At 43.5% G+C, this 23,264-nt stretch carries 18 protein-coding genes and 2 pseudogenes; 13 read left to right on the top strand and 7 right to left on the bottom strand.

Going from position 1 to position 23,264, the window contains the following annotated elements; genetic code table 11:
* Together F6K57_RS23075 and F6K57_RS23070 are read left to right on the top strand one after the other, a co-directional pair.
* Positions 1-193, top strand: a pseudogene (locus tag F6K57_RS23075) (1-deoxy-D-xylulose-5-phosphate reductoisomerase); the annotation flags it as partial.
* 685 nt (positions 194-878) lie between these two features.
* A complete protein-coding gene (locus tag F6K57_RS23070) occupies positions 879-2,465 on the top strand; it encodes a glucose-6-phosphate isomerase (protein WP_293070863.1) in 1,587 nt (528 codons plus the stop codon).
* A 104-nt stretch (positions 2,466-2,569) separates the two neighbouring features.
* On the opposite strand, the pseudogene F6K57_RS23065 reads toward F6K57_RS23070, so the two are convergent.
* Positions 2,570-2,725: pseudogene (locus F6K57_RS23065) on the bottom strand (transposase); the annotation flags it as partial.
* Between the two features lie 729 nt (positions 2,726-3,454).
* Between F6K57_RS23065 and F6K57_RS23060 the strand changes: the two are divergent.
* Together F6K57_RS23060 and F6K57_RS23055 are read left to right on the top strand one after the other, a co-directional pair.
* A complete protein-coding gene (locus F6K57_RS23060) occupies positions 3,455-5,119 on the top strand; it encodes a thiamine pyrophosphate-binding protein (RefSeq protein ID WP_293070861.1) in 1,665 nt (554 codons plus the stop codon).
* Positions 5,120-5,376: 257 nt separating this feature from the next.
* Positions 5,377-6,072 carry a response regulator transcription factor gene (locus F6K57_RS23055; protein ID WP_293044618.1) on the top strand — a complete coding sequence of 232 codons (696 nt, stop codon included), beginning with the start codon at positions 5,377-5,379 and terminating at the stop codon, positions 6,070-6,072.
* Positions 6,073-6,140: 68 nt separating this feature from the next.
* Here the strand turns inward: F6K57_RS23055 and F6K57_RS23050 are convergent, their stop codons facing one another.
* A complete protein-coding gene (locus F6K57_RS23050) occupies positions 6,141-6,632 on the bottom strand; it encodes a low molecular weight protein-tyrosine-phosphatase (protein WP_293044616.1) in 492 nt (163 codons plus the stop codon).
* 171 nt (positions 6,633-6,803) lie between these two features.
* On the opposite strand from F6K57_RS23050, the gene F6K57_RS23045 reads away from it, so the two are divergent.
* Complete coding sequence (locus F6K57_RS23045) at positions 6,804-8,195, top strand: SGNH/GDSL hydrolase family protein (protein ID WP_293070858.1); 1,392 nt, start codon at positions 6,804-6,806, stop codon at positions 8,193-8,195.
* A gap of 112 nt (positions 8,196-8,307) precedes the next feature.
* Here F6K57_RS23045 and F6K57_RS23040 read toward each other — a convergent pair whose 3' ends face one another.
* The 3 genes from F6K57_RS23040 to murC form a co-directional block, all read right to left on the bottom strand.
* The gene (locus F6K57_RS23040; RefSeq protein ID WP_293021557.1) at positions 8,308-8,661 is read right to left on the bottom strand and encodes a YbaB/EbfC family nucleoid-associated protein; all 354 of its coding nucleotides are present in this window, start codon (positions 8,659-8,661) and stop codon (positions 8,308-8,310) included.
* Positions 8,662-9,120: 459 nt separating this feature from the next.
* On the bottom strand, positions 9,121-10,107 hold the full coding sequence (murB, locus tag F6K57_RS23035) for a UDP-N-acetylmuramate dehydrogenase (RefSeq protein ID WP_293021556.1): 987 nt from the start codon (positions 10,105-10,107) through the stop codon (positions 9,121-9,123).
* Positions 10,108-10,330: 223 nt separating this feature from the next.
* Positions 10,331-11,857 (bottom strand): UDP-N-acetylmuramate--L-alanine ligase, encoded by a 1,527-nt coding sequence (gene murC / locus F6K57_RS23030; RefSeq protein ID WP_293044611.1) that lies wholly within the window; start codon positions 11,855-11,857, stop codon positions 10,331-10,333.
* A 613-nt stretch (positions 11,858-12,470) separates the two neighbouring features.
* On the opposite strand from murC, the gene F6K57_RS23025 reads away from it, so the two are divergent.
* The 6 genes from F6K57_RS23025 (at position 12,471) to F6K57_RS23000 (ending at position 20,244) form a co-directional block, all read left to right on the top strand.
* Entirely contained in the window at positions 12,471-13,484 is a 1,014-nt protein-coding gene (locus F6K57_RS23025) for a type I glyceraldehyde-3-phosphate dehydrogenase (protein WP_293070867.1), read from the top strand.
* A 525-nt stretch (positions 13,485-14,009) separates the two neighbouring features.
* A complete protein-coding gene (locus F6K57_RS23020; protein ID WP_293047213.1) occupies positions 14,010-15,038 on the top strand; it encodes a hypothetical protein in 1,029 nt (342 codons plus the stop codon).
* Positions 15,023-15,976 (top strand): MoxR family ATPase, encoded by a 954-nt coding sequence (locus F6K57_RS23015; protein ID WP_293047216.1) that lies wholly within the window; start codon positions 15,023-15,025, stop codon positions 15,974-15,976. Before F6K57_RS23020 ends, F6K57_RS23015 begins: the two co-directional genes overlap by 16 nt.
* Positions 15,973-17,826 (top strand): hypothetical protein, encoded by a 1,854-nt coding sequence (locus tag F6K57_RS23010; protein WP_293070854.1) that lies wholly within the window; start codon positions 15,973-15,975, stop codon positions 17,824-17,826. The genes F6K57_RS23015 and F6K57_RS23010 overlap by 4 nt, the downstream gene beginning before the upstream one ends.
* Position 17,827: 1 nt before the next feature.
* Positions 17,828-19,462, top strand: a complete 1,635-nt coding sequence (locus F6K57_RS23005; protein WP_293070852.1) for a formylglycine-generating enzyme family protein — start codon at positions 17,828-17,830, stop codon at positions 19,460-19,462.
* A 50-nt stretch (positions 19,463-19,512) separates the two neighbouring features.
* Positions 19,513-20,244, top strand: coding sequence for a hypothetical protein (locus F6K57_RS23000; protein ID WP_293070850.1), 732 nt, complete (start codon positions 19,513-19,515; stop codon positions 20,242-20,244).
* Positions 20,245-20,266: 22 nt separating this feature from the next.
* On the opposite strand, the gene F6K57_RS22995 is transcribed toward F6K57_RS23000, so the two are convergent.
* Together F6K57_RS22995 and F6K57_RS22990 are read right to left on the bottom strand one after the other, a co-directional pair.
* A complete protein-coding gene (locus tag F6K57_RS22995; RefSeq protein WP_293070848.1) occupies positions 20,267-21,160 on the bottom strand; it encodes a serine protease in 894 nt (297 codons plus the stop codon).
* A gap of 4 nt (positions 21,161-21,164) precedes the next feature.
* Positions 21,165-21,503 carry a CU044_2847 family protein gene (locus tag F6K57_RS22990; protein WP_293070846.1) on the bottom strand — a complete coding sequence of 113 codons (339 nt, stop codon included), beginning with the start codon at positions 21,501-21,503 and terminating at the stop codon, positions 21,165-21,167.
* Positions 21,504-21,848: 345 nt separating this feature from the next.
* On the opposite strand from F6K57_RS22990, the gene hemB reads away from it, so the two are divergent.
* Together hemB and F6K57_RS22980 are read left to right on the top strand one after the other, a co-directional pair.
* The gene (gene hemB, locus F6K57_RS22985; RefSeq protein WP_293070844.1) at positions 21,849-22,871 is read left to right on the top strand and encodes a porphobilinogen synthase; all 1,023 of its coding nucleotides are present in this window, start codon (positions 21,849-21,851) and stop codon (positions 22,869-22,871) included.
* 268 nt (positions 22,872-23,139) lie between these two features.
* A partial coding sequence (locus F6K57_RS22980) for a J domain-containing protein (RefSeq protein ID WP_293070865.1) occupies positions 23,140-23,264 on the top strand: 125 nt, incomplete at its 3' end.

Here is a 23,264-nt window from a genome sequence, read left to right as displayed (position 1 = left end):
GAAAATTGGTTATTTGGATATTGCTCGTTGTATTGAATCTGTATGCGATCGCCACCAAGCTGATAACTGTTCCAATCCTTCCTTAGACGATATCTTGGCAGCAGATCAATGGGCAAGACAGGAAGTTTTAGCTGCTAGTAAGTTGCTCCGGGATTCGATCACTTTCCCACAGCCTGTCCCTTCAACAAGTTGATTAGGTTCAAGACCTGCTCAAAAATCTAAAAAACGTTTTGGGAACAGTCGCGCATAGCCCCGACGCCAAGGGCTAGCTAAGTCGGGGTAGTTTACTAGGGGACGCGCAAGTCGAAAGCCCCGCGTTTTTAAACCGGGGATGAAGACACGAGCGCGACTTTAGTCGCCGAGTTGACAATACTTTAGCGCTATAGTATAATTCAAGCATAGGGTACAGGCTGAAAAACCGTTCGCGTAGCGTCGCCTTTGGCGATGGCTGAGCCGGGAGAGAGACCCGTAACTTATTGACCTTAAAGTAGTAATGCCCGGAGGGTAGGGAAAGTCCTCCTTAAAAACCCAACCATCAACTAAAAATTGGTGTGTGAACCCAGCAAGATAACACTTTGAAAAAAAATGGTACGGCGGGGCACGCCGAAACCAAGTGAAACAGGGAAGCAACGGACTTTATAAGGCACTTCTCAAAAAGTAACTAAACGCCTAAGGAGACCAGCCCGCTGGGTATGCACGTAAACTGAACTAGAATCTTGGTCTTGACGGGATATTGGTTTAGGTATTGCCGCAAGGATACGGAGGTTCAAGGCCGGTCGTAGATCTAGGAATCCCCGCGTCTTTAGACCGGGGAGTGTCAAGCTATGTGCTTGCCTTAAACTTGTGAGTGGACAATAAAAGAAGTTGGAGAGCTACTTATGGACGCCGCTGCACTCTGGCAACGCTATCAGGATTGGCTTTATTACCACGAAGGATTAGAGATTTACCTCGATATCAGCCGTATGGGGTTTGATGATGCCTTTGTGGAGGCGATGCTGCCTAAGTTTGAAAAGGCATTTAAGGATATGGATGCCTTAGTCAACGGTGCGATCGCAAACCCTGATGAAAACCGCATGGTCGGTCACTACTGGCTAAGAGACCCGGACTTAGCCCCAACTCCAGAACTCCAACAAGACATTGTCAACACTCTCGAAAAGATTGAAACCTTTACCCAAAATGTCCACACGGGTGCCATCCATCCCCCTAGGGCACCAAAATTTACTGATGTTCTTTCCATTGGTATTGGGGGTTCTGCCCTTGGTCCTGAGTTTGTCGCTGAAGCCCTTGCGCTAGACTCTCCTCCTTTAGCTATTCACTTTATTGACAATACTGACCCAGCTGGCATTGATACTGTCCTGACCCGACTCCAAGACCGATTGTCTAGCACTCTGGTATTAGTCATCTCCAAATCTGGGGGAACACCAGAAACTCGTAACGGCATGGTGGAAGTTAAAACAGCCTACGAGTCTCAGAATCTAGACTTTGCTTCCCAAGCTGTGGCCATTACGGGTGTTGGCAGCAAACTAGATCAATTGGCGAAATCCGAAGGTTGGCTAGCCACCTTTCCCATGTACGATTGGGTAGGAGGACGTACCTCTGAAATGTCAGCCGTAGGACTACTTCCAGCTTCACTACAAGGGATTGATATCCGTCAGATGCTGGCTGGTGCTAAAGATATGGATAGCGCTACCGGTAGCCCCCAGCTCAAAAGCAATCCAGCCGCCTTACTTGCCCTATGCTGGTACTTTGCTGGCAATGGCAAGGGGGAGAAAGATATGGTCATGTTGCCTTACAAAGACAGTCTATTGCTATTCTCCCGCTACTTACAGCAGCTGGTAATGGAATCTCTAGGTAAGGAAAAAGACCTAGATGGCAATACGGTTTATCAGGGCATTGCAGTTTATGGTAACAAAGGCTCAACGGATCAACATGCCTACGTACAGCAACTTCGCGAAGGTGTTCCCAATTTCTTTGTCACGTTCATTGAAGTCTTAGAAGACCGACAAGGGAAGTCTCCAGAAGTAGAACCTGGTGTAACTACGGGAGACTATCTATCAGGTTTATTACAAGGTACTCGGCAAGCGTTGTATGAAAATCAACGGGATTCCATTACCGTAAGCATTCGTCAGGTCAATGCTAGAACCGTGGGGGCATTGATTGCCCTGTATGAACGTGCTGTTGGTCTTTATGCATCCTTGGTAAATATCAATGCCTATCACCAACCTGGGGTAGAAGCGGGTAAAAAAGCCGCCGCTGCCATTCTAGATTTACAGAAAAAGGTGATGGAGGTACTACACCAGGAAAGTGCTGCCATATCTGTTTCGGAGTTAGCTGAGAAAGTGGGAGCCCCTGACCAAATTGAAGGGATTTACAAATTGCTGCGTCATCTGGCTTATAACCAGCGGGGTATTGTCTTAGAAGGGAATCTGGGGCAGCCAAGTAGTCTAAAAGTTTCTGCTGTATAAGCTAATAGATATTTCACCTTTTTTGTTGACAGTTGACCGGAACCGCTATCCTTACCCGTTATTCAGGACGGGGAAGGATAGCGGGCTACCGCTAGGGAGCAACCTTAGGTTGCCTCCGGTCGCTTTTGGTTTTGGATGTACTCCTTAAGCACCTCAAGGGGTACCCCTCCGACAGAAATGCAAAAGTAGCTTGGGCTCCATAACCCATCTAAGGATGGCTTCTTGTGTCCAGCTTGGTTGTACTTTCGACGCTTACTCACCTTTGAGAGACGTTAGGCTTCTCTAGTCAACCCAAGAAACTTGCTAGAATAGAAAGCTTGACGCTCCCCACCCTTTAGAGGGATGGGGATTCCTAGATCGACGAATCACCTTAAACCGCCGAGTTCCCATTTTGACGCCGTCAAAGACAGGACAGTAATTAACCAAAAATCCGTGAGCTTACTACCAAATTTCCAGTCAATTCACGACAGACCTAGAGGGCAATTCTCCCTAGGCGTTCGGATACTTGTTTGAGAGTGCCGAAGATTCTGTTTCCCTCTCTTTCTCCATGTTCCGGTGCGCCCCACCGTACATTTTCTTGAAAAGGTTTGCTTTACTAGGTTCACACGCCAATTGTTAGTTGACGATTGGGTTTTTAAAGAGGATTTTCCCTGGCCTCGGAGCATTACTACTTTTTAGGCGGTCGAGCGTGGACTCCACGGATTTATATTGTCTCGTCCTAACGGTTTTTCAGCCTGTACTCTACTTTAGGATACACGACCCAGAACGAAAATTCCGGATACCACAAAAATTAATTTGGTCAACTCCGTACCTACGTTGACCCACCTTACATCCCCACCTTAAGAAGGATGGGGTATTACGGCGCTCCATGAAATAATAAATTATATCTAAAATGTAACGTTTTTTACACCCAAAAATGTAACGTTTTTTAAAATTTTGGTTACAATGCTGGCCATAAAGGTAGCTTAATTAAAGAGGTCAGAGGTGCAATGGCTCAGTCTGATGTAGTAACTGTCGGTCAATACCTTACTCAACGGCTGCAAGCCGCTGGTGTCAAGCATATTTTTGGCGTAGTGGGAGATTACGTCCTGGGTCTGATGGATGTCTTGCTAGAGAGTTCTGTAGAGTTAATCTACACCTGTAACGAACTCAATGCCGGATATGCAGCTGATGCCTATGCCCGCCTTAATGGTGTTGCTGGGTTGTGCGTTACCTATAATGTTGGTGGACTTAGTCTAGTGAATGCGGTGGCGGGTGCCTACGCTGAGCTAGTCCCCCTGATCGTGATTAGTGGAGCACCTAACAGTTCCCAGCGGCAGCAAAAGTTACTGCTACATCACACTGCTGGTAATTACAATCTACAGCTGGAAATTTTTGAAAAAATTACAGTGGCAGCCGTGAGGCTTACCAGCCCTAGTCAAGCGGCAAGGCAAATCGACCAGACTATTGCTGCTTGTTTGCGCCACCGGAGACCTGTATACATTGAAATTCCCTCAGACATAGTCAATCAACCTTGTCCTGTTACTGGGGAACGTGACTTACCAGAAACCCCAATTATGGATATCAACGCTTTATCAGAGGCAGTTGAAGAGGCTGTAAGTTTGCTAGAGCAATCCCAGCATCCCGTTATTATAGCTGGGGTTGAACTCCACCGCTACGGTATAGCAGACCAACTTACCCACCTGCTGGAGGAGACGGGATATCCCTTCGCTACCACTCTGTTAGGCAAGTCAATCCTCTCGGAAAGCCACCCACAATTCATTGGTAGCTATGCAGGAGCGTTCAGTCAGGAGTATGTACGCCAACGAGTTGAAACAGCCGACTGTATTTTATGCCTGGGTGCCTTCATGTCAGACATTAATCTGGGTGCTTTCACTGCCCAACTGCCCGAAGAGCGATTAATCAACGCTAATTCTGACAAAGTCAAAATCAAACACCACTTCTATTCTCCAGTGTATCTACCGGATTTCATGGCTGGTTTAACTGCCAAACTTCAGAAGAAAAAATCTGATGTCTTGGATATCAAGCCAGCTATAGAGTCTTTGTCTAAACGCTTTGAGTCACAACCTGAGCAAAAGCTAACCAACGCCAGATTCTATGAGCGGATGACTCACTTTATTGATGATGAGTCAATCGTGATTGCTGAAACTGGTGATGCTTTAATTGCTACCGTTGATTTGGTACTCCAAGGAGACAGCGACTACATTGGACAGGCCCTTTACACATCTATTGGCTTCTCAGTTCCTGCCTGCCTAGGAGTCGGTTTGGCTGTTCCTAACCGTAGACCGATTGTGTTTGTCGGTGATGGTGCCTTCCAGATGACCTGTCAGGAACTTTCTACGATTATTAGGCATCAACTTAACCCGATTATCTTCTTAATTAATAATGACGGGTACACTATTGAGCGGGCTATCCATGAAGGCTCGTACAACAATATTCAACCTTGGAAATATCATCAGTTACCCAAGGTTTTTGGCAATAGCTGGAGTTGCCAAGTGCGTACTGAAGGTGAGTTAGAACAAGCCTTAGAACAGGCAAAAGTTAACCATAATACTGTCTCCTTTATCGAAGTTCATTTAGATCGCCTCGATTGCTCTGATGGTGTCAAGCGCTTGGGGAAAGCCTTAAGTGCTATGCAAGGATTATCAGACTAGTAGCTGCTCTAGGCCAGAGGGGGGCTGAGTGACTAATTAATCACAAGGGTGCTTCTTTCAGCAAGCCTAAGCTATGTTGTTGTCTAGGTATCTATATTAATTTTACCAGGCAACTCCTATCTCCAGACAGTTCTGATTGAGCTGGCGTCGCCTTTCGGCGACGCTACGCGAACGAAGTATTTTTAGTCACCAATTGAGCACCAGATGACCTAGCTTAAGAGTAGGTTTGTTCTAAATGTCAGTACTATAGTTATCCCATGCCATTGATTATTCTGGTTGCAGATGACGACCTGGGCACTCGTCTGTCTGTAAGCGATTATCTGGAAATGTCAGGTTATTCAGTTATTACTGCTGAAAATGGTCAGCAAGCGCTGTCTATGATTGAGACTTATCACCCTCACCTTCTGGTTACAGATATTAATATGCCGCGAATAGATGGCTATGAACTGGTGAGAAAAGTGCGTCAGAAGCCCCCATTGCGGTTGTTACCTGTTGTATTTTTAACCGAACTCAATAGTACCAATCAACGCATCAAGGGTTATCAGTCGGGGTGTGATGTCTACCTACCTAAGCCCTTTGAGATGCAAGAATTGGGTGCAGTCATTCAAAGTTTACTAGTGCGATCGCAAATGATTCATACGGAGTTACGATTCTCATCACCACAGACTACAAAAGAGCCGGTTGATAAACCGGCATCTAGATCAATCAACTCCGTAGAGATTAATCATCAATCAGGGAATAATACCCAAGCTCATGCTCTACAGCTGACCGAGCGGGAACAGCAAGTATTGAATTTACTGGCTACAGGTTTATCCAATGTCGAAATTGGTAACCAACTACACCTGAGTCCCAGGACAATCGAGAAGTACGTTAGTCGTCTGTTCAGAAAAACTGATACGAGTAACCGAGCCGAACTCTTACGATTTGCCTTAGAACACCATTTAATCAAATGAATTCATCCAGTTAACCACCAATGGCACAAAAGCTAAGTTCACCATTGGCAATTAGTACTTGGAAGTGTTTAGTTTTGCCTAGTCTTGGTGTAATTTTCAACAACGTGTTCCAGCAGACCTTCGCAAGCGTCTAGCAGTAAATCAATCACCTTATTAAAACCCTCTGGTCCACCGTAGTATGGATCGGGGACTGAGCGCTCGGTGTGATGACGGGCAAAATCACACATTAGCCTTACTTTATCTTTATACTTCCCAGCTGGATCAAGAGAGATAATATCTTCGTAGTTTTGCTGATCCATAGCTAAAATCAGGTCAAATTCTTCCAAGTCAGACCGATTAAACTGCCGTGCTTTCCCCTGGAGTACAATCCCCCGACGTTTGGCAGCTGCTGTCATACGCCGATCCGGGGGAGAGCCAATATGATAACTGGAAGTACCAGCGGAATCGCCGACAATTTGGTCAGAAAGATTTGCTTGTGCTATCAAGTGATTCATGATGTTCTCAGCTGAGGGAGAACGGCAGATATTACCAAGGCAGACAAAGAGTAACTTGCAGGGCATGGGTATATTATTTGGTCAACTACGAGCTGCGCCGTGTTAAGTTTAGCAACGAAATTGCTCTATGGGATAGTTGAACCCATGTGGTGGGATGTCGCTTCATGGTTCAATGTCTAGCAACGCAGTGATTTAAAGACACCAACTTGTAAAGGGATACCTCCTAATTTAACGGTTATGCAAGGAAGAGATTTACTATTTAAGTCGCGCCGTAGCCTTTACCGCAAGCGCCGCCGACGGTTTAACCTACTGACGATGCTCGCAGGGATAGTTCTAAGTTTGATGATTGTGGAATTGTTGGCTCGTTTATTAGTGGCTGCGGTCGGCAAAATTAATGAGATAGCTACCTACAAGGGGGCACCCAGAGATTTCACTGTTTACCGTCCCAAGTTCGTTGACCAGACACAGCAGCTTTATGATGGATTACCAGACCTTGGTGATCTAGCTGTCCAACGGGATCTAGCTGTAGGTTACAGTTTATTGGGGAAGCAACAGAGTGATTTCTGGCGCATTAATGAGCAGGGTTTCCGGGACGACGACCCCGTTCCCTTGGTCAAACCCAAAAATGAAATTCGGATTTTTTTGTTAGGTGGCTCGACAGCCTTCGGTCAAGGGAATGCCAATAATCAAGTTACCATAGCCAGCTACTTAGAAGCTCGTCTCAATCAACGGATAAAACAGCAAAGGCGTTCCCCACAGAAATACCGGCCAATGACCTTACCCCCCTCTGAACCGGAATTAAAGCAAGCACTTGCTCTGCCGCCAAAGATTCGAAATGGTAAGTATCGTGTCATCAACGCCGCAGTACCAGGGTATACCTCTGGCAATGCACTAGCTCAGTTAGCTCTCAAAATTTTACCTTACAGCCCAGACGCAGTAATAGTGTTGGGTGGATACACAGATTTGATCACCCCCAGTGACCAAAATTTAACAGATATTCCTAACACAGAAGCCTTCTTACAAAATGCGACTGGGCATTTTTGGACTCATCTCACCCAGCAGTTGAAGCATTTAGTTACAAAAACTTATCTCGCTAAAGCAATCACATACTGGGTCTTTGATCCTCAGCCGTCAGTGAGTCAGCGGTCTCTAGTGGTCAGGGGGGAGGTTATGCCACTGAAGAAGTATCTTCCTCAGAAATCCGATGAACTGGAACGTCGATTGACGCGCTATCGCAATAACCTCAGACATATGCTGCGTTTAACAGCAGGACAGGGAATTCCTTTACTAGTTGCTGTCCAACCAGAAATAACTGGTCGTGGCAACAAAACGATCAAACCAGCAGAGAAGGAAATTTTGCAGCAGTTAGGAAAAGTTTACCAAAAACAAGTGCAAGCCAATTATCCCAAATTGGTGGTAGCGGGTCAGCAACTGGAGAAAGGCTTTCCCAAAAATATCAAGGTTCTCAACTTGTACACAATTTATCAAAACTTTCCCGAACTCGCCTTTAATGATGCCATTCACTTGACAGAAGCAGCCAATATAGAGGTGGCTAAGAGCTTATATTATGGACTTACGTCACTGCCAAAGCTACAGGTAGCTTCGTTTTACTCAAATATTGATAAATAGTCAGGCATTAATGGGATATTCGGCATGAGGTTTGGAACCATTGAGAATGATTAATTTCCTCATGCCTCTAGTTTTTTCCTACGGAATCCCGAGCGGGGATTGACCGATCAGGTTATAAACCTGGCAAATTTAACCCACTGGTAAGTTGTTCCATGCGTTCCCGCATAGTGGCTGTGGAGGTCTCATAGGCATTTTTCATGGCTGCTAACACCAGTTCAGATAAAACCTCAGCTCCTTGATTGATAGCATCCTCAGAAATCTCTACACGTAGGGGTTCCTGATTGCCACTGAGAAACACCTTCACCTTACCGTCTTCCCCTGATGTTCCCTCAATTTCCATTTGCTCCAACTGATCCTGGAGCTCTTTGGCACCCTTTTGAACTTCTTGAGCTTTTTTGAACGCTTCGGCTAGTTCTTTCATCTTGCCGAGACCGAGACCAAATCCTTTTCCTTTGTCTTGTGTCATAAAAAATCCCAGTTAAGTTTAGAAACCCCATGTCTAATGACCGGGGATGAAAAACAAACATCAAGCGCGGTTTGAACCGCTGCCCAAGTCGGCACGAAGTCCAGTCCATGGGCAACGGGTGCGCTGACATTAGAAATCCTGTGCTGATTTACCTTTATCTATTGTGTATCTATCGTGTATCTATTGTGGTGCTATTGGAATTTTCCTCACCTTAACAGCAATAGGAAATAGGGGAATAAATTCCCGGTGTCGTTATTCATACATGGGCTGAAGCGATATAGTTAACTTCCTGCCGTTCTTTTCTAGTTTAGCCAAGCACAAATATAAACTAAAAATTGATCATGTTGGTGATCAGCTTGGTGATCAGCTTGGTGATCAGCTTTGAACTGATTCCCCAACAGGATCGGTTTTGGGATATCCACTGGAACCATAGCAGGGGATAAATCCCCTCGCTAGTTTTTATCCCTGCTCTAAAGACATAGGGCTTTCAACTGCTAGTTTTTTGGTAAAATCACCTAAAATCCTCACTTCAGGCTCTAACCACAGTGACCAGTGCTTTTCTACTTGCTCCTGTATATGGTGGATCATGCGGAAGATATCGCTAGCCTTAGCATCACCACAGTTCAGTATAAAGTTGGCATGGCGTTCAGCTATTCTAGCACCACCAATTTGGTAGCCTTTTAGACCAATTTGTTCAATTAGCCAACCAGCAGCATAGGGGTCAGGGTTGCGGAACACACTGCCACAGCTAGGTAGGTGGTAAGGTTGGGTAGTGTGTCGTCTTGCCAAATGCTCCGATGTCAGTGAGCGCACCTGTTTTGGGTCAGCACCTGGTTTTAACTGAAATGTGGCCTGGGTGACTATGCGATCGCTACCTTGAAGGATTGAGGTGCGATAGCTAAAGCCTAGGTCTTCGCTACTGAGTTGCGCCATTGAGCCATCAGGAGATAGAACATCTGTATTAAACAGAAGATCAGCTGTGGAACTTTTGTGGGCACCAGCATTCATCACCACAGCACCACCAACAGTTCCAGGTATGCCCACAGCCCACTCTAGCCCTTCCCAGCCTCGTTTGGCAGCCTGCCATGCTAGACTGGCAATCGGTACACCAGCACTGGCGGTAATTCTGCCTGTATCTGCATCAAAGTGAGTATGGCGCAGATAGCGAGTACAAATTACCAAACCCGGCAAACCGATATCGCTGACTAGAAGGTTGGAACCCGCCCCTAACAGGGTTAGGGGTAATTTTTGGGAGTGAGCCCACTGGAAACTAGCTTGTAGGTCTTCTAGGCTCCGAGGGGCGACGTACCACTGAGCTGGACCTCCCACACGAAATGAGGTGAGTTTGGCTAAGGATACCTGGGACTGAAGTGGACAATTGGTTCCTGGAATATACAACTGTAACTGGGAAGGAGTTTTTTTCTGGGTTAGCACGCTAGTTATCATCAGGAAAATCAGGGTAGAGATTCGGATCTACACGCAATGAGAATAATGCCGATCCGTTTTTGGCAGTGAAATTGGCTGAAGTTGCTAGGGGGTAGAATACCTAGAAGAGTTTGTGGAAAGTTGATTCACGAATATCATCGAGACTTGAGATCATACTGACCTTCTCTTACGGTCTATAGTTAAAATTCCCTAGCTTGATTCACAATTATTGATGCTTTCGGGCTTAACTTTGGTTAACTAAGCCGTCATGCTGTTGGTAAAACCCCATTACCTTAGGAATAATCTGATTCAGATTACCGGCTCCCAAAAATAGGGCTAAGTCCCCAGGACAGAGAATTTGGTTCAGAAACTCTACCACTGATTCGAGAGTTGGTTTGTAATGTACATCCTTATGCTTAGATGCGATCGCCTGATAAAGGTTTTCCCCACTAATTTCTCCTAAATCTGGTTCCCCAGCACTGTATATATCACTGATAACCACCAAGTCAGCGTTACTAAAGGAAACACTAAACTCGGGGAGAAACCTCAGGGTACGACTATATCGGTGGGGTTGGAAAATTGCAATTATTCGCTGGTCAGCGTTGACCTGGATTCTTGCGGCAGCTAGGGTTGCCTTAATTTCACTGGGGTGGTGAGCATAGTCATCCACAAAACTAATATCATTGCACCTGCCCCGCAGCTCAAATCGGCGTTTGGCTCCCTCAAAGCTAGCGATCCCCAAGGCAATTGCCTCAAACTCCAACCCCAAATTTCGTCCTACTGCTACTGCGGCTAGGGCATTGCTGAGATTATGTTTGCCTAGCAATTTCAGCTCCAACCGACCTAAAACCTGATTGCCTTCCCAAACTCTGGCGGTAGTGCCATTAGCTTCATAAGTTACATCATCAACGCTATAGTCGGCCCCCATATCTCGCCGTAGACTATAGCTGATATTCGGTTTTAGTTGCGATCGCACTGTCTCGCAATCAATACATCCCACTAACTTCTTACAGCGCTTGGCGAAAGCCTGGAATATTTCAACAACCTCCTCTAACTTCTGGTAATGGTCTGGATGATCCAGCTCAATATTGGTTACTACACCAATCTCGGCGGAGAGCTTAACCAACGAACCATCGGATTCATCAGCCTCAGCAACCAGTAATGGTCCATTTCCCAGCCTGGCATTACCACCGATAGCATCCACCTCACCACCGATAATCATGGTGGGGTCACAACCGGCTTGCCACAATAGATACCCGATCAAACTACTGGTTGTAGTTTTCCCATGAGTTCCAGCGACTGCTATACTGTAATAGTCTTCAATCAACGCCGCTAGTAAATCTGAGCGATGGAAAATTGGGCAACCTAGCTTTTTTGCTGCCTGGTACTCAGAGTTCAATGGGTTAATTGCTGTGGAACAGATAACTTGAGGCAAGCCTAAACAGGGGTCAGCTACAGATATAGTCGGACTTGATTGTGAGATTTCTGTGAGCGCTTTTGGATTCAAACTCGTGCTAACCCTTTTAGCTGCTACGTCTTCACAAGCTGGTGCGTTCCTGGATTGGAAAAATTCTAAGTTGGCGGCACACTGCTGTTTGAAGATATGAGCACCTACTGCTTGCAAACTTTGCGTGATATGCGTTGTCCGAGTATCTGAGCCGGATACTCGGAATTGGCGTTTTGCTAGGATGTAGGCAAGAGCTGACATCCCAATTCCGCCAATACCAATGAAATGAAATGGTTTATTACTGAAATCAACAGTCTTTGGCATTTTAACTCCTTACACACCACACCGCACACGCCTAATTTGCCAATAACACGCGCTATCATATCAGGAAAAATAGAGATCGAGGAATAATTTTTGATAAATAAGTACATCTGTACTGTCAAACAGGACAATAATACCTTAAGTTTGATAACGTAACTGTTACATAACTGATTCTTGAGTACCTAGATTATTGTCGTATATATTAGACGTCAACCAGACTTCTCAATCCGGAAAAACGTCCCAAGACCCATAAACACCCATAAAATAGCAGTAGAGCAGAGCTAGTGGTAATTTTTTGACTTATCTCTATCACTGCCTCCTTTGGGGGTAATGGACCTACATACCAAACTAATCGGTTGAGACTGGTTAGGGGAGAGGGGTTTGGGGATGGTGTGAGTAAAATCAGGTTGCCGAGGCAATATCAGATCTGTGCCATCCCCAGAGCGGACTCTCCTGCCAAAACTTCCAGCTTTAGGGTAAAGTATACCCATCTGGTTTAAAAACGAGTACATCAAACCACATAAGTTCAGTAAAAGTTTCAAATTGTTTCAGCCTTTGCGATATTATTGGGATCATTAAGAAAATATTTACTTTGAATTACAGAGGGCAAGAAGTAGTGATTAGAGTAGCGATCAATGGTTTTGGACGCATCGGACGCAACTTTATGAGATGCTGGCTGACTCGGGAGAATAGCCAGTTAGATATAGTGGGAATCAATGATACCTCTGATCCCAAGACAAATGCCCATCTGCTCAAATACGACTCAATGTTGGGCAAACTTGATGCAGATATCAGTTGTGATGAAAATTCCATAACAGCTAATGGAAAAACTGTCAAGTGTGTATCCGACCGGAACCCCTTGAACTTGCCCTGGGACTCTTGGGGTGTTGACCTAGTTATCGAAGCTACTGGTGTCTTCCGAGATCAGGATGGAGCTGGCAAGCATATAGCTGCTGGTGCTAAGAAAGTGCTAATCACTGCTCCTGGCAAAGGAGACGTCCCCACCTACGTCATGGGTGTTAATCATGAAGACTACATCCACGAAGGAAATGACGTGATTAGCAATGCTAGCTGTACTACCAACTGTCTAGCTCCCTTTGCCAAAGTACTGCATCAACAGTTTGGCATTATCAAAGGAACAATGACCACAACCCACAGCTACACTGGTGACCAGCGGCTTCTTGATGCGAGCCACCGGGATGTACGTCGGGCTCGGGCAGCAGCGCTCAACATTGTCCCTACCTCTACTGGTGCGGCCAAAGCGGTAGCCCTAGTGATTCCTGAACTGAAAGGGAAACTCAACGGTATTGCTCTGCGGGTGCCAACTCCCAATGTGTCTATCGTTGACTTGGTAGTTCAAGTGGAGAAAAGTACCATTGCTGAGCAGGTCAATCAAGTGCTCAAAGAAGCAGCTGAAGGTCCACTCAAGGGAATTTTGGCTTACGGCGACGAACCTCTTGTTTCCTGTGATTACAGGGGTCATGATGCTTCGTCAATTGTGGATTCTAGCTTAACTATGGTCATGGGTGGCGATATGGTTAAGGTTGTTGCCTGGTATGACAATGAGTGGGGCTACTCTCAGCGGGTTGTAGATTTGGCTGAGTTAGTTGCCCAAAAATGGTCGAATTAGTTGTTAGAGCCTAGTTTGTAAAGCAAGAGTCTGGGGAAGAGTGTTGATTCGTTAGGGTTCATAGTTGATTGAACCAATACGTTTAACCTATTCCCCTCTCTCGCTCATCGGTCTCCCAATGTTGTGGTAGGTCTGTTTGATAGAATAATTTTCGTGCCTAGTTATCGAACAATTTAAGGTTTTGTTAGTCGTTTCAGTTGATTGAACCAGGCTAATTAGTCTGGTTTCAAAGAGTATATTGGCTTAGTTTTAATTAAATTTAGTTGTATTTCCTCGATTCCCCAAAATCACTAACTTATTGCATTTTGAAACAGCCCTGCTCCCAATGTCAGGGCTGTTTCATTTTCGTGGATTAGAAGTTGGTTGGGGTAAGGGTGACAAATATAGCGCTATGGGCAAGGCAAAATGCAAAAGGCAAAAGACATATGGTGTATTGGCCAGAAGCCTTAATTCCCGGCTGTACCAGTTAAAATCAGGAGTAAGGTAGAAAACTACTATGTTAGAGCTAAATCTTGAGAGTGACCAATGCCCTCACTTAGACGCTTGAAGCAAAAACACAAAGACTTTGAAGAAATTTATGAAATATTAAGCGAAAAGTTGAGGATGCTCAGTAGAAGGTATACTATTGAGACTGATACAGCAGTGAAGTTTAAGCTAAAGGAGGAAATTAAAGAATGTGAAGAAGAGATAGAGGAAATAGAAGAAAAACTTGATGATATAGAGGAAAAAATCGAGAACTATCAGAGAGGCAATCATTCTCAGCCTATAAAGAAACCTCAAAACGTTGATACCTTATATAAAGTTTTGCTAAAGTTGGGGTATTGGCAGCAACAACAGCTATTTGAAAAAATTGTCAGAACCCATCAAGAATCTCACGGTGCATTTCTCATTCATGGTAATTATCATAACTATGGTCAAGGATGGTTAGCGAATCGATTAGCATTTAAGGTTGCCCAAGACTTGGTATATAAAAAGATAGTTATTGATTTACACAGAAGAAGCTTAAGGACTGATATGTCCAGTATTTGGGAAGAATTTGCAGGTAGAATTAGTTTAGCAGAAGAAAGCTCTCCTGGTGAGATTGTGACTGGACTGTTAAAGTTATGGCAATCCCAGCATGTTTTGATTTGTTTTAACAATGTCGATGAATCAATTGAAGATAATTTGAGAGATTTAATTGATAATTTATGGACTGGGCTAGTTCAAAAGATATCCCAACATCAACCAAGTCAATTTAAGTTGTTAATTTTTTTTCTAGATTATCAAGGATTGGTCAGGTCATGGAATATTGGTTTTGTCACTGATTACCAACCTGATTTTAAAACTAGACTTCCCTTTGAATTACCAGAGATTATCCCCTTTTGTCACAAAACTATTAGAACTTGGCTCGATCACCAAGAAGACTATTTACCAGAGACTCTTTCCGATGATAAAGAGCAAACGGTTAAAATACTGTTGGCAAAGAAAGGCATTCCAGAGCCTACGTTTCGTAAAATTTGTGAGCTCTGGGGCTGTAATTGGTATGACCAGGAGGAAAAATGGTTTCGCCTGTAAATAAAAATTATCTTAAATACACCGGTCGAGTTCAACCCAAAATCCCTGGAGAAACCTATCAGGGCAAACTAATTTATCCCTATCTTCCTAGCAAAGAATTAATAGACGCAGTGAATTTAGCGATTTACTTAAAGCGTCCACTACTGCTAAGGGGTGAGCCTGGATGTGGTAAGACTAAATTAGCGATCGCAGTAGCCTATGAGTTAGGACTGCCTTTCGAGGCTTGGTATATCAAATCCACTAGCCGAGCCAAAGATGGACTCTATACCTATGATACCGTGGGCAGGTTGCGGGATGCTCAATTGGCGGCATCTGGTTCCTTGACACAGGCAGAAAAGCAACGATTTGATGACCCAACCTCCTATGTGCGTCTGGGACCATTGGGACGAGCCTTTAATAATGACAAACCTACGGTGGTCTTGATTGATGAAATTGATAAAGCTGATATTGATTTCCCTAATGACTTGCTTCTAGAACTTGAGGAAAAAATTATTAAAATTGAAGAAGTTAGAGTGGATGATCAAGAAATGGAAATCAGTGCCAAAGCGGCACCGATTGTATTTATAACCAGTAATGATGAGAAAGATTTACCGGATGCCTTCCTACGACGGTGTTTATTCCACTATGTTAAATTTCCTAAATCCGAGCAGATTGTGCATATTGTCAAGGCTAGATTTCCAGATATTGCCGATGACCTGACCAAAAAATCCGTTTCCCGATTTTTAGAATTGCGTGAATTAATGGCAGAGGAAACTGGACGATCTACTAAAAAAGTAAGTACCAGTGAATTATTGGATTGGATTCAAGCCCTAAAGCAAGATACTCTAGAAGAGGCATTACGAAAATTATCCCAAAAACCGCTTCCCTATTTAGAAGTATTGCTCAAGAGTTGGGAAGCACATATTAGTTATCTCAGGCTAAGTGAGGATAGGGAATGAATGAGCGAGCACTGCTAGAGTTATTCAATCGTCTCCGAGAAGCAGGACTACCCTTAGGGTTAGAGGAATATCACCTGTTGCTCCAGGCAGTGGATGGTGGTTTCGGTAAGGATGACCGCAATGCTTTAGCTCAACTGTGTTCCACCCTTTGGGTTAAATCTGATCAGGAGCAACTCATATTCCAAGAGTATTTTGACCAGTTAATCCCCGAAGATACTAAACAAGATATTTTACCAAGCACTACGAAAGCAAGTCGTTATCAAGAAAGGATTGTAGATAACTCACGACTCAATAATGCCAATACCAAACAGGGGAAACCTATTCGACGGATTCGATACATTATTTTGGGAGTTATTGCTTTCCTAGTAACAGCTATCCTAATTCCTTGGCTATGGCCAAAACCACTGCCAGAAAATCCTGGAACCTTAAGCTTTAAGACTGAACCCTTATCTAACTCCCTTGGGACTATACAAGAGAATGACAAAAATCCCAAAATTCTAATTGCCCGCACTGGTGGCAGTAGAGGTGAGGTCAGTGCAACAATTATTATTGATGAAACCAACGATTATTATCTAGGACAATCAGTTAAGGATTGGGAATTATTGATAGATGAAGGCGACGATGAGTGGATAAAAATAAGAGCCTCATTGAAGGACTTTCAAGAAACTTCTATCACTGTCACCTTCACTGATGGTCAATCTGGAGTACAGGAAGTACCTATTCCTATCTTAGATGACAAAAGTTACGAGGGTAATGAGCCAATTACTTTCCAATTAACTAACCCTCAAGGGCAAGTCAAAATTATTCCACAAGACATTGCTAATTTTACTATTAATGATACCGAAGATAAAGATAATAGTAATTTTAATAATCCCAAATCTCCTATTACTGATTCTCCCAAAACAGATAATAATGAAAAGCCTTTACATCCGCTTATTGCTATTATTTATTTAGTTATTTTTTTTGGGATTATAATGACAGGCTTGCTGACTATAAGGATGATTGTTGTCAAAATAATAAGTCTGCGAAAAAAAATTAGAGCTTCTGATCACGAAGATACTGAAGATCTGACAAATTTACCCATAGCTAAGCTCTCCCCTAAAGTTATTCAGACCCTATTTGACAAAATACAAGTTGTCAAAGCAATCAAACCGCCTGACGGTCAGCTGGGAGAGACTTTCCTGATTATAAATAACGATCTTCCCGTTACCTATCGGCAAATGAAGCAAGGGTGGCGCTATCTGCGACATTTGACGCGAGAGGGGGTACCAACGGAACTAGACCTGGAAGCAACCGTAGAGCAAATTGGACAACAGGGTTTTCTACTCAATCCGGTACTAAAGCCTCGTCGCATTAATAAGATAGAGCTTTTATTGCTGATCGATCAAGATGGCTCGATGGTGCCTTTTCATCACTTTTCACAAGCACTGGTGGATACAGCCTCAAGAGGTGGACGTTTTAATCAGGTCAGGGTTTATTATTTCCATAATTGCCCCAGTGACTATCTTTACCAAGATCCATACCACCTAGAAGCAGTACCCATTGAAGATTGTCTGTCACAACTGCCAAAAACACGAGTAGTTTGCTTAATATTTAGTGATGCCGGGGCTGCTCGTGGACAGTTTAGTTCTAGGCGTCGTCGTCGCACCAAATTTTTTCTGAAGGAGTTAAAACACTATGTACATAACATTGCTTGGCTTAATCCTTTCCCCCGTCACCGTTGGGAATCCACCACTGCTGAGGAAATTGCGAAGCTAGTTCCTATGTTTGAAGTTAATCGTCAGGGACTTTATCAAGCCATCGAGACATTACGTGGACGGGATCAAGAATTAGCAAAATCAATCCGTTAGTATGACTCAGGCTAGTGTATCCGCAGACATTATCCACAGAATTCAATCCTTTAGGGATAAATTTGGTGATGCACATCTGTATTTCGCATATCATGCCGCATTTCCCATTGCTCTGACACCTGATTTGCTCTATTGTCTGTGGGCTAACTTTCAGCAAGATATACAGGGTGACAATTTAAACATCCCTTGGATAGCAGTGGCAGACTTACTACTATCCCCTCTCTGTCATGAAGTGGGACATGAGCTATATGAGATGGAGTTGGAAACACGAAATGTATTGCTAGAGCAACTCAACAGTAATCCTCGATTTAACCAACATAATCATCAGCGCATTAAAACTTTAGCTCATTTCCTGCTGGCTTATATAAAACCACAACTCAAGAGTGGCAAAAATTCTGTTCGGACCATTGCTCAAGCTCAACGGTGGACTGCCCTAGCATATATTGACCCTGAAGCAGCAGCTCGTGACTTAGCATTACAACTGACCCAATTAAGTCTAGCTCAAAAAACAGAGTGGGTGCGAATGTCTAAGCTAGCAGAAACACTGGCTGCTCCCCTCAGGGAAGCAGAATTCAAACCTTTGTTGACCTACCTTGAAGGGATGCGCGACTTAGCTCGTGGCCATGAACAAGGAGCAGCATCTAAGTTTGACCAGTTGCCAACCCACCATAATCGCCTACTTGTAGCAGGAGTTACTTTACCTATTCCGGAATTTGAGGAGTCAGTTTGGACTATTAATACTGTAAAAGTCCCTCCTCCGTCTTTACATCCATTGGAGTTTGAAAGGGCTGAACTGATTCAACAACCTAGATTTATGGGATCGGGTTCACAATGGCTGATCAATCGTGGCCGGGGTCAAGCAGAGGTTTTTTATGAACAACTGGGAGAGAATACTGTATTGGAAATGGTACAGATTCCAGGAGGGGAATTTCACATGGGTTCACCAAAAAAGGAGGGAAACTATCGAGAACAACCTCAACATTTAGTGAACGTTGCTCCGTTTTTATTGAGTAGATTTCCTGTGACTCAAGCCCAGTGGGGAGCTATTGCCAGGACAGATAAAGTGATGATTGACTTACCACCCGCTCCATCGCACTTCCCAGGTGAAAACCTGCCAGTAGAAGGGGTTACCTGGTTCGAGGCAATTGAGTTTTGTGAGCGCTTGCAACTACAAACAGGTAGACCCTATCGCTTACCCAGTGAAGCAGAATGGGAATATGCCTGTCGTGCTGGCACAGCTACTCCTTTTCACTTTGGTGAAACTATTTCTCCCAAAGTAGCGACTTATGACAGCACTGAAAAATACCGTTTTGGACCAAAGGGTAAATCGAGTAAACAGACAACGGAAGTTGGCTTTCATCAAGCAGCTAATGGCTTTGGACTAGAGGACCTCCATGGTAATGTCTGGGAGTGGTGTGCTGACCACTGGTATGAAAACTACATTGATGCACCCGTAGACGGAACCCCTAGGACAACTAACTCTAGAGCGTCCCATCGAGTAATACGGGGTGGGTCTTGGCTTGACAGTCCAAATGTGTGTCGTTCTGGCTATCGCTATGGTGTTCCTCCTGAAAACAGGATTCTTACAATTGGGTTTCGAGTCGCTTTGTCTTTAAATAACACAAAAATAAATTAAACTTTATAGTTATTAATCATCTTAAATTATCTTTAATCGAGTATAAAAGTATGAGTATAATCTCAGAAATCAAGAATAAAAAGCTTGGATTAGTAGAAATCCTGGTGTTGGGGCATGAAATATATTTAAAAAACATCAAATTACATTTGACATTATTTTGTGCATTAATTATTTCTTCATCTCTACCAATTATTTTTCTTATAAATTATACTATTACACAAAATTTTAACTTGATATTGATATTAGTTTATTTTCTGTATATTTGTTTTTATTTACTTGTTTTTGGTTCAATATATAGTATGTCGGTGGCGGCAGCGACAGAAAATTTTCTCTTAAAAAGAGAAACTCGATTTCAAACGTTGATGAGTCGAATATTTCCAGATATAGGAACTTTGGTGAATTTGACTTTTAGACTTAGTATTGCTTTCATTTTACGTTTATTTCTATTGGTTGTACCAGGTATTATTTATCTTGTTAACAATGGATTTTGTATTTATGCTTTTGTTCTTCGAGGTCAAAAAGGAAAAGCAGCTTTTAATTATAGTCGCACTATAGTAAAGGGGAATTGGTGGAGAGTATTCTTATTCTTACTTTTAGTTTTATTTAGTGCTTTGGGCTTACAAATTATATTAACCCAAGTATTAAATACAATCCCTTTTATTAATTATCTAAGTGCTTTATATTTATCAACTTTAATTACCCAATTTATTTTAATTGGAGTAAGTATTGGAAGCGTACTGCTATTTCTAAATTTAGATTATAATAAAAGTCTGGAAAAATAACAGCTATTAATTTTCTAAATATTCAACCAAGCTTTTCTTCAATTTCCTCAATATTTGATTCAATTTTATCAAGTTTCCCTTGTTCTTCTTCTATCTTCACATCTAACTGAAATTCAGTACTAGGGTCATTGGCAATAGCACGTTCTTTCCGCAATTTCCGAAGTCTTGCCCTTCCTAAATCATAAGGCTCTTGTAAATCTTCTAATTCTTGCTTAAGGCGACGGCGTTTTCGAGGTGTTAACGGTTTAGAATTAGTCGAATTTTGCCCCAATTGCCCTAATTCAGACCAAAATTGATTCAAAACCTGAGTAGGAACTAAAAATCCCGCCTTAACATTCTCTCTACGCTTCTCTGCTGCTACTGCCATCCCCACCACTCCTGCTAACTCCTCATCCCACACAGGAGCACCGCTAAATCCCCGCTCAACTTGATACCCAGTCACTTTAGTATCTTCTATTTGTAGCCAGCCTTTGGCATTTTTGTCTCGCAATACTGCCGATGCCCATACCCCCTTATCATGCCCTTTGGGAAAACCAAAAACTCTAATCAAATGGTTCCACAAATTCTGTGCTGTCACTAACTGCACTGGTTGAGCGGAGTCAGGTAATTTACTATTGAGCCTTAAGCCAGCAATATCTTCAATTACTTCAGTATCGGAAACCGATTTCCAAAACACCACACTAGCGGTTAGTTTCTGACCGGGAGCAATCAAGGGAAAATCTAAGTTAATTGGTTCAGTAGGAGCCTCTTCAGTAGTTTGTAAAATTCCCAAGGCTTCAGTAATCACATGAGCACAGGTTAGCAAATAGCCGTTAGAGACTAAAAACCCTGCTCCCACAACTGCGCCATTGCTATGATAGATTCTAACAATAGAGGTTTTGAAACCTTCAAAGGAATTACTGTTATGGTTCGCCATTGACTTATTTAGATTTATCTTGGGACCATTTCAGAGTAATTTCGTAGCTAACCTCACCACCGATAGAGGTAAAGATTGCCCCAGCATCAGCCGTGAGGGTCAACCCAAATTTCACCTCTACTTGATCAGCAGGAGTATCAAGGTCACGCAATTTAGAAATAATCGTAGACGCCACCGGTTTAACCTTTTCCAGTGCTTCTTCAAAGGACTGTTGAGCTTTAAGCACATACTTCCCAGAGGGTAAAGCTACCCGTTCAATGGCTTTGCTTTCTGGTTCTTCTACCTCCACCAGGAACGTAGTGCCATCGGACAAGGAAAATTCAGCGAGCTGTTTTTCTTTCATGAAGCTATAAATAACTATAAATAACTATAAATAACTATAAATAACTCTACCCGTAAGTGCCTTATGAAGGCACCCTACTAGTTATAACGTTTAGAGTCGAGTTTCGCGGAAATCATGCCAGTACATCTAGCAGCTGATCTCCCCCCAGACCGATCACCTGATTATCCCTTACTCCCCTTAAGTAACCACTCCCTTCATCCCTGACAACCAACCGTCACCCGTCAAGTCAACCGGCAAAATCAAAGTTTTATTGCGCAGAATAATTTTTGAAACCAAAATGCTTGATAATGAACTTCACGAATTTAACAGACTTAACTCAAGTTCACATCTACTACCGGATTCACTATGTCCTTACCCAACTTGATTGACAAGTCCACAGCCGTTGACCAACTCCAATTAACCCATCGGCCTCGACGTCTGCGCCGTACAGCAGCCTTTCGTCGGATGGTTCAAGAGACTCAACTGACTGTTAATGACCTGATTTATCCAGTATTTGTGATGGAAGGTCAAGGTCTCAAACCAGAAGTTAAGTCCATGCCAGGGTGTTACCGCTATTCTCTGGACTTATTGCTCAAAGAAGTAACCGAGGCATTTGAACTGGGGATTAATGCGATCGCACTTTTCCCTCTGATTCCCCAAGACTTGAAAGATGCTACCGGTACTGAAAGCTACAACCCGGATGGATTAATCCAACGCACCATCAGAGCAATTAAGCAAGAAGTGCCAGAGCTAGTGGTGATTACCGATGTTGCCCTTGATCCCTTTTCCAGTGATGGTCATGATGGCATTGTCACCGAAGATGGCACTATCCTAAATGACGCCACCGTGGAAGTATTGATAAAAATGGCCCTATCTCAAGCTGCAGCAGGGGCAGATATGGTAGCGCCTTCCGACATGATGGATGGACGCATTGGTGCAATTCGCAAAGCTCTAGATAGTGAAGGCTACACTGATGTCGGAATTTTGGCCTATTCCGCTAAATACGCCTCCGCTTATTATGGTCCATTCCGGGATGCCCTAGATTCAGCTCCTAAATTTGGTGACAAAAAGACTTACCAAATGGATCCCGCTAACGCCCTTGAAGCCCTAAAAGAAATTGACTTAGATATCTCAGAAGGGGCAGACATGGTTATGGTTAAGCCAGCTTTAGCCTATATGGATGTTATCCAGCGGGTTAGACAGCATACTAATTTACCCGTTGCTGCATACAACGTTAGTGGTGAGTACGCCATGATTAAAGCAGCCGGTCAGAATGGTTGGATTGATGAGAAAAAAGTGATGATGGAAACCCTAACTAGCATGAAGCGGGCTGGTGCTGACTTAATTTTGACCTATTTTGCCAAAGAAGTAGCTACAATCCTGCAGTAAGGAATTGAACCGTAGTTAGCGCTCAGCGATCAGTTATCAGCAGTCAGCGATCAGTTATCAGCAGTCAGCGGTCAGCCGTTGGCCTTTTGCCTTTGGTTGATAGCTGATACGCGACACACTGATAGCTTGTAACTGATCGCTGATAGCTGATAGCTGACCGCTGAATGCTTACCTAGGCTGTAGTCTGTAGACTATAGGAACAACACAAGCAAGCCTATAGTTGATAGTCTAGAGTCGAGAAAGGAAAAGTCGCTAGGTTACACATAATATGGTGGTGAAGCAAAATGAGCTAGAGCAATGCTATAGAGTTCTTGAACTGGAGCCTGGAGCATCACCGGAAGAAGTGAACCAGGCTTACAAGGATTTAGCATTTATTTGGCATCCCGATCGTGT

It is taken from the genome of Moorena sp. SIO4A5 (genome assembly GCF_010672005.1).
Taxonomy (GTDB): Bacteria; Cyanobacteriota; Cyanobacteriia; order Cyanobacteriales; family Coleofasciculaceae; genus Moorena.
The sequence above is the reverse complement of the archived record's forward strand: the minus strand, read 5'-3'. Positions and strand labels throughout refer to the sequence as shown.